We start from the raw sequence: 6,216 nt of genomic DNA on the forward strand, positions 1-6,216 counted from the left end.
CGCCACCGGGCCGTCAGGGTCTTATTTCTCCTGCGCCAGCCGGATACTGCGCTCTATCACCGCCCGCCGGGTATCGTCTGCCGGCAACAGTTTCAGCATCATCTCCCAGGCCGCCACCGCCTCGCCAAAGCGCTGCTGCTCAAAGGCGCTGAACGCATACAGGCTTAACACCCGGATATCCGTGTGGTCGCGGCTCACCAGCTGACGCAGCAGCTCCCCGCCGCGGCGGTTATCCTCCGGGTCGGACGAGCGCGTCAGCGCCTCCGCGTAGCCCAGCGCCGCATCGCTGTTTTTCGGGTCCAGACGGTAAGCGTTTGCATAGGCCCCGGTGGCGGTACCGGCATTACCCAGTACCATACCGGTGCGCCCCAGCATGAGCCAGCCCTCAACATTGCCGGCATCATTCTGCAGGCGGGTGCGCAGCCCCAGCGCCAGCCGCGCCATCTCCTCCTCATTCAGCGGCTGCGCCTGCGGGTCCAGCGCCCGCGCCAGCAGCCCCGGCGTCTGCGCCGTTGCCTGCTGCCAGGCCCTGACCTGCGGATAGCTGCCGGTCAGGGCGTAGCTGCCGGCGCCGACCGCCAGCGCAATGACGGCCCCCGGCACGTAAACGCCCCACCCGGCGCGCGCGCCGCAAACCGGGGTGTCCGCCGGCAGCGGCTCCCGGCGCAGGCGCACCCGCCGGCGCGTGCGGGCGACGATTATCCACCCGCCCGCCACGATGGCGGCCAGCGGCAGCACCCACAGCAGCACCGTCAGCGGGGTCAGCGGCGGGTCGTAGGTGACGAAGTTGCCGTAGCGCGCCACCATATAATCGATGATTTCCTGGCGGCTCTTCCCCTCCTGCATCAGGTCATACACCCTGCGGCGCATGTCGGTGGCTATCATCGCGTTCGAGTCCGCAATGCTGTTGTTCTGGCATTTCGGGCAGCGCAGCTGCTCCGTGAGCTGGCGGAACTGCTGCTCCTGCGCTTCATCTTTAAACGGCATCACGTCGGTGGTTGCCCGCGCTGACCCGGAGATAACCAGCGCCAGCATCAGCATCACCATGCCCGGTAACAGTCTCATTGCGCCGCCTCCCGGCTGTATCTGTCCCACAGCGGTTTCAGTTCACTTTCCCATACCCGGGCATTCAAATCGCCCGCATGGCGGTAGCGGATAATCCCCCTGCCGTCGATGAGGAAGGTTTCCGGCGCGCCGTACACGCCCAGGTCCAGCCCCAGCATCCCGTCGCTGTCCGATAAACTCAGCGCATACGGGTTGCCCAGTTCCTTTAACCAGGCCACCGCCTTCGCCCGGTCGTCCTTATAGTTCAGCCCCACCACCCGGATACCCTGCGCAGAAAGCTGGTTCAGGTACTGATGCTCGGCGCGGCAGGTCGGGCACCAGGTGGCCCAGACGTTAAGCAGCACCGGTTTCCCCTGCGTCAGCACCTCCGCCTGGTAGTACTGACCCGGCGTCTCCAGCGATTCCAGGCGGAACGCCGGCACCGGCTTTCCGGTCAGCGCCGATTCGAGATTCGTCGGGTCATCCCCCTGCGCGTTGCGCGTCAGCTGCCACAGCAGCGCCGCGGCAATCAGCAGAAAAATCAGCAGCGGTAATAACAGTACGTTGCGTTTCATCCGGCCTCCGGCAATGGTTTACGGCGGCGGTAGCGCGGGTCCGCCAGGCACAGCAGCCCGCCCAGCGCCATCAGCAGCCCCCCGGCCCATATCCAGCGGACAAACGGTTTGTAGTACAGGCGCACGGCCCACGCGCCGTTGTCCAGCTCCTCCCCGAGCGCGGCGTACAGGTCGCGGGTCAGCCCGCCGTCAATCGCCGCCTCGGTCATCACCATCCGGCTGGTGTTGTAGAGCCGTTTCTCCGCGTGCAGCACCGCCTCCGGCTCGCCGTGGCGCGTCACCCCGATGAGGGCCACCCCGCCGCGGTAGTTGGGGCCGGTGATGTCCCGCACCTCCCGGAAGGTGAAGCGGTAGTCGTGAATGGTCACGCTGTCGCCCGCCCGCATCCGCACGTCACGCTCCACGCTGTAATTCTGGCTGAAGGCGATGCCGGTAATCGTCACCGCCAGCCCGAGGTGCGCCGCCACCATTCCCCAGTAGCTGAGAGAGGTTTTCGTGCCGCGGGACACGCGCTGTACGGCTTCGGCCACCGCCAGTACAGCAATCCAGCAGGCCATCGCCATCCCCACCGCCGTCATGGCGATGATTTTATCTTCCAGCAGCCATGGCAAAAGTACCGACAGCACCAGGGTGGTGACAACGGCAGCCCACAGCAGTTTCCTGATGTTACGCGGCCGGTCCCGGCCCCAGCGCACCAGCGGCCCCACCCCCAGCAGCAGGGCAAAGGGGACCATCAGCCAGGTGAACATGGTGTTAAAGAACGGCTCCCCCACCGAAATGCTGCCCAGCCCCAGCTGTTTGTGCACCAGCGGCAGCAGGGTGCCCAGCAGCACCACCAGCATGGCGGCCATCAGCAGGACGTTGTTGCCGAGCAGCAGCGACTCGCGCGACCACAGCGTGTTGTTCACCCGCGAACGCACCCTGTGCCCGCGCACGGCGAACAGCAGCAGCGAGCCGCCGGTGACCAGCACCATAAAGGCGAGGATAAACATTCCGCGCGCCGGGTCGGAGGCGAAGGCGTGCACCGACACCAGCACCCCGGAGCGCACCAGGAAGGTGCCCAGCAGGCACAGCGAGAAGGCGCAGATGGACAGCAGCAGCGTCCACGCCTTGAAGCCGGCGCGCTGTTCCGTGACCGCCAGCGAGTGCAGCAGGGCGGTGCCCGCCAGCCACGGCATAAAGGAGGCGTTCTCCACCGGGTCCCAGAACCACCAGCCGCCCCAGCCCAGCTCGTAGTAGGCCCACGCCGAGCCGAGCACGATGCCCAGCGTCAGGAACACCCACGCCGCCAGCGTCCACGGGCGGGCAAAACGGGTGAACGCGCTGTCCAGACGCCCGCTCAGCAGCGCGGCGATGGCGAAGGCGAAGGCCACCGAGAAGCCGACATAGCCCATGTACAGCAGCGGCGGGTGGAAAATCAGCCCCGGGTCCTGCAGCAGCGGGTTCAGGTCACGCCCCTCCACCGGAAAGGCCGGCAGCGTGCGGGCGAACGGGCCGGAAGTGAACAGGATGAACGCCAGAAAACCGGCGCAGACCATCCCCATCACCGCCAGCACCCGGGCGACGATATCCGCCGGCACCCGCCGGCTGAACACCGCCACCGCCAGGGTCCAGCCGCTCATCAGCAGCACCCACAGCAGCAGCGAGCCCTCGTGCGCCCCCCAGGTGGCGGCCACCCGGTACCACACCGGCAGCTGCGTGTTCGAGTTGCCGGCGACATAGGCCACGGTGAAGTCGTTAACCACAAAGGCGTGCACCAGCACGAAAAACGCGCCCGCCACGCAGATGAACAGCAGCCAGGCGAACACCCCGGCCGACGCCATCATCCGCGCGTCGCCGCGCGCCACGCCCCACAGCGGGTAAACGGACAGCAGCAGCGCCACGCCGAGCGCCAGGCACAGCAGCGCGTGGCCGTATTCAGGCATCATGATGAGGTGTCCTTATCAGCGCGTTGCGGGCGGCGGTGGTTTTCCTGCATCGCCTTTTCCACTTCCGGCGGGGTGTAGTTCTCGTCATGCTTGGCCAGCACCTCGTGCGCCAGGACGTGGTTGCCCTTCTCCAGGGTGCCCTGCACCACCACCCCCTGTCCCTCGCGGAACAGGTCCGGCAGTATCCCCTCATAGCTCACCGTCACCGACCCTTCGGCGTCGTAGAGGCTGAAGTTCACCTTCAGCGAGTCCGGGTCGCGCCTGACGCTGCCGGGCATCACCATCCCGCCGACGCGCAGGCGCTGGCCCGCCGCCGGCAGCTGCTGCGTCTCGCGCTTGCCGTAGAGGATTTCGCCGGGGGTATAGAACAGGTCGATATTCGCGCGCAGCGCGTACAGGACCAGGGCGGTGGTCAGCCCCAGGCCCGCCAGCACCGCGCAGACCACCCATAGCCGGTTTTTACGTCGCAGGTTCACGCGGCCTCCTGTTGCGCCTGTGCGGCACGCATCCGCGCCTCGCGCGCCCGCTGCTGCGCCACGCCGCGCAGAATGGCCCGGCGCTGCAGCACCGTGTGCAGCGCCAGCAGCACCAGCGGCGCCACGGTCATCGCCACCGCCAGCCAGACAAAAAAGGCGTACCCGCCCATGGCGAAAAAATCGCTCCACGATGAAAATGCCGGACTCACCGGTGCCCCCTTTTCAGTATCAGTTCGCTCACCCACGGGCGGCGTTTTTCCATCAGTAAAATCAGGTTGCGCATCCGCATCAGCGAAAGCGTCATAAAGAGCAGCAGGTAGCCGGCGATGGCCCAGCGCAGCGGCGAGCGCATCGCCGGGTCGATACTCTGCTGCATCCGCGTCGAGCCCTGGTGCAGGGTGTTCCACCACTCGACGGAATAGTGGATAACCGGCAGGTTCACCACGCCGACCAGCACCAGAATGCCCGCCGCGCGCCCGGCCATTTTACGGTCGTCAAAGGCGTGCCACAGGGCGATGACCCCGGCGTAGAGAAACAGCAGCACCAGCTCCGAGGTCAGGCGCGCGTCCCACACCCACCAGGTGCCCCACATCGGTTTGCCCCACGCCGCGCCGGTGACCAGCGCGATGAAGGTGTACACCGCCCCCACCGGCGCCATCGCCGCGACGGCAAGGCTGGCCATTTTCATCTGCCAGACCAGCCCGGTGAACGCCGCCACCGCCATCGCCGCATAGATACCCATTGACCAGATGGCCGCCGGGACATGCAGGTACATAATGCGGTAGCTCTCCCCCTGCTGGTAGTCCGCCGGGGCGAAACCAAAGCCCCGGACCCAGCCGGTGGCCAGCGCGATGATGCCGGCCGCCGCCAGCCACGGCACGAGCCTGCCGCAAATCTGATACAGCCGGGGCGGCGCCGCCAGCTGATGAAGGGTTTTCCACATAGTCGTCACCTGACCTCCTGAAACCAGTAAAATGTCCGTCGCGCCGGGGCGCTACTGCACGCTGAGGCGCAGCGCCGCCGCAGTGGCGAACGGACTTAACGTCGCGCTGCCCGCCAGCAGCGCCCCCAGCACCGCCAGATAGCCGTCAGCGGGTAAATGCATCGATGCCGCGTCCATCGCCGCGGCGGCGAAAATCAGCACCGGGACACTCAGCGGCAGCACCAGAATGCCCAGCAGGACGCCGCCGCGCCGCAGGCCGGCCGTCAGCGCGACGCCCGGCGCGGCGAGAAACCCCAGCGCCGGCGTGCCGAGCAGCAGCGTCAGCGCCATGATTTTCCAGCCGTACACGTCCATCCCCAGCAGCAGCGCCACCAGCGGGGAGAGCATCATCAGCGGCAGGCCGGTCACCGCCCAGTGGGCCAGCACCTTCGCCAGTACCACCGCCGGCAGCGGCACCGGCAGCAGCATCAGCTGCTCCAGGCTGCCGTCCTGCAGGTCGTCGCGAAACAGCCGCTCCAGCGCCAGCAGCGAGGCCAGCAGCGCCGCCACCTGGATGATGCCCGGCGCGATACGCGCCAGCAGCTGCGGCTGCGGCCCGACGCTTAACGGAAACAGGGTGATGACCATCAGGAAGAACCACAGCGGGCCGGCGATGTCCGCGCCGTGGCGGAACGCCACGCGCAGCTCGAGACAGAAGACACGCCACATCACAGCCCTGCCCCCCCGCCGGTCAGCGCCAGGCGGCGGACGGTGTCCGCGGCCCCCGGCAGCGGCTGGTGGGTGGTGAGAATGACCATCCCGCCCTGCGCCGTGTGCGCCGCCATCCGCCGGGTGAGGCGCGCCACGCCGTTAACATCAATGGCGGTGAACGGCTCGTCGAGCACCCACAGCGCGGCGCGGGTCAGCCACAGGCGGGCCAGCGCCACCCGACGCTGCTGCCCGGCCGAGAGCCGGGCGACCGGCACGTCCTCAAATCCCGCCAGCCCGGCCTGCGCCAGCGCCTCCGGGAGACGCGCGCCGTCGCCGGGGTGGAAGAAGTGCAGGTTCTCCCGCGCCGTCAGGCGGGTTTTTATCCCCGGCTGGTGCCCTATCCACAGCAGGCTGCGATGGAAGCTGTCGCGCACGCGGCGCAGGGGTTCGCCCTGCCAGTACACCTCGCCGCCGTCCGGGCGCGCCAGCCCGGTCAGCAGGCGCAGCAGGGTGGTTTTTCCGGCGCCGTTGCCGCCGGTGACCTGCACCCACTCCCCGGC

General features: G+C 67.8%; 8 protein-coding genes. All 8 read right to left on the bottom strand.

Annotated elements, in window-relative coordinates; translation table 11 throughout:
• Positions 1 to 21 precede the first annotated feature (21 nt).
• Positions 22 to 1,065 (bottom strand): cytochrome c-type biogenesis protein CcmH, encoded by a 1,044-nt coding sequence (locus ACH0VJ_RS22415; protein ID WP_001238307.1) that lies wholly within the window; start codon positions 1,063 to 1,065, stop codon positions 22 to 24.
• Entirely contained in the window at positions 1,062 to 1,619 is a 558-nt protein-coding gene (gene dsbE / locus ACH0VJ_RS22420; protein WP_000828306.1) for a thiol:disulfide interchange protein DsbE, read from the bottom strand. Before dsbE ends, ACH0VJ_RS22415 begins: the two co-directional genes overlap by 4 nt.
• Positions 1,616 to 3,547, bottom strand: a complete 1,932-nt coding sequence (locus ACH0VJ_RS22425; RefSeq protein ID WP_000982531.1) for a heme lyase CcmF/NrfE family subunit — start codon at positions 3,545 to 3,547, stop codon at positions 1,616 to 1,618. The genes dsbE and ACH0VJ_RS22425 overlap by 4 nt, the downstream gene beginning before the upstream one ends.
• Positions 3,544 to 4,023 (bottom strand): cytochrome c maturation protein CcmE, encoded by a 480-nt coding sequence (ccmE, locus tag ACH0VJ_RS22430; protein WP_001053618.1) that lies wholly within the window; start codon positions 4,021 to 4,023, stop codon positions 3,544 to 3,546. The genes ACH0VJ_RS22425 and ccmE overlap by 4 nt, the downstream gene beginning before the upstream one ends.
• On the bottom strand, positions 4,020 to 4,232 hold the full coding sequence (gene ccmD, locus ACH0VJ_RS22435) for a heme exporter protein CcmD (RefSeq protein WP_000074113.1): 213 nt from the start codon (positions 4,230 to 4,232) through the stop codon (positions 4,020 to 4,022). Before ccmD ends, ccmE begins: the two co-directional genes overlap by 4 nt.
• Positions 4,229 to 4,966, bottom strand: coding sequence for a heme ABC transporter permease (locus ACH0VJ_RS22440; protein WP_000266005.1), 738 nt, complete (start codon positions 4,964 to 4,966; stop codon positions 4,229 to 4,231). Before ACH0VJ_RS22440 ends, ccmD begins: the two co-directional genes overlap by 4 nt.
• Positions 4,967 to 5,017: 51 nt before the next feature.
• A complete protein-coding gene (ccmB, locus tag ACH0VJ_RS22445; RefSeq protein WP_000990036.1) occupies positions 5,018 to 5,677 on the bottom strand; it encodes a heme exporter protein CcmB in 660 nt (219 codons plus the stop codon).
• The coding region (ccmA, locus tag ACH0VJ_RS22450; protein ID WP_079833572.1) for a cytochrome c biogenesis heme-transporting ATPase CcmA at positions 5,674 to 6,216 on the bottom strand (543 nt) is incomplete at its 5' end. The genes ccmB and ccmA, both read right to left, overlap by 4 nt.

Source organism: Salmonella sp. 2020_1459 (assembly GCF_043847915.1).
GTDB lineage: Bacteria > Pseudomonadota > Gammaproteobacteria > Enterobacterales > Enterobacteriaceae > Salmonella > Salmonella enterica.

Coding starts and splice junctions, on each gene's coding strand:
- ACH0VJ_RS22415 (WP_001238307.1), bottom strand. CDS start 1,065: ATGAGACTGTTACCGGGCATGGTGATGCTGATGCTGGCGCTGGTTATC.
- ACH0VJ_RS22440 (WP_000266005.1), bottom strand. CDS start 4,966: ATGTGGAAAACCCTTCATCAGCTGGCGGCGCCGCCCCGGCTGTATCAG.
- dsbE (WP_000828306.1), bottom strand. CDS start 1,619: ATGAAACGCAACGTACTGTTATTACCGCTGCTGATTTTTCTGCTGATT.
- ACH0VJ_RS22425 (WP_000982531.1), bottom strand. CDS start 3,547: ATGATGCCTGAATACGGCCACGCGCTGCTGTGCCTGGCGCTCGGCGTG.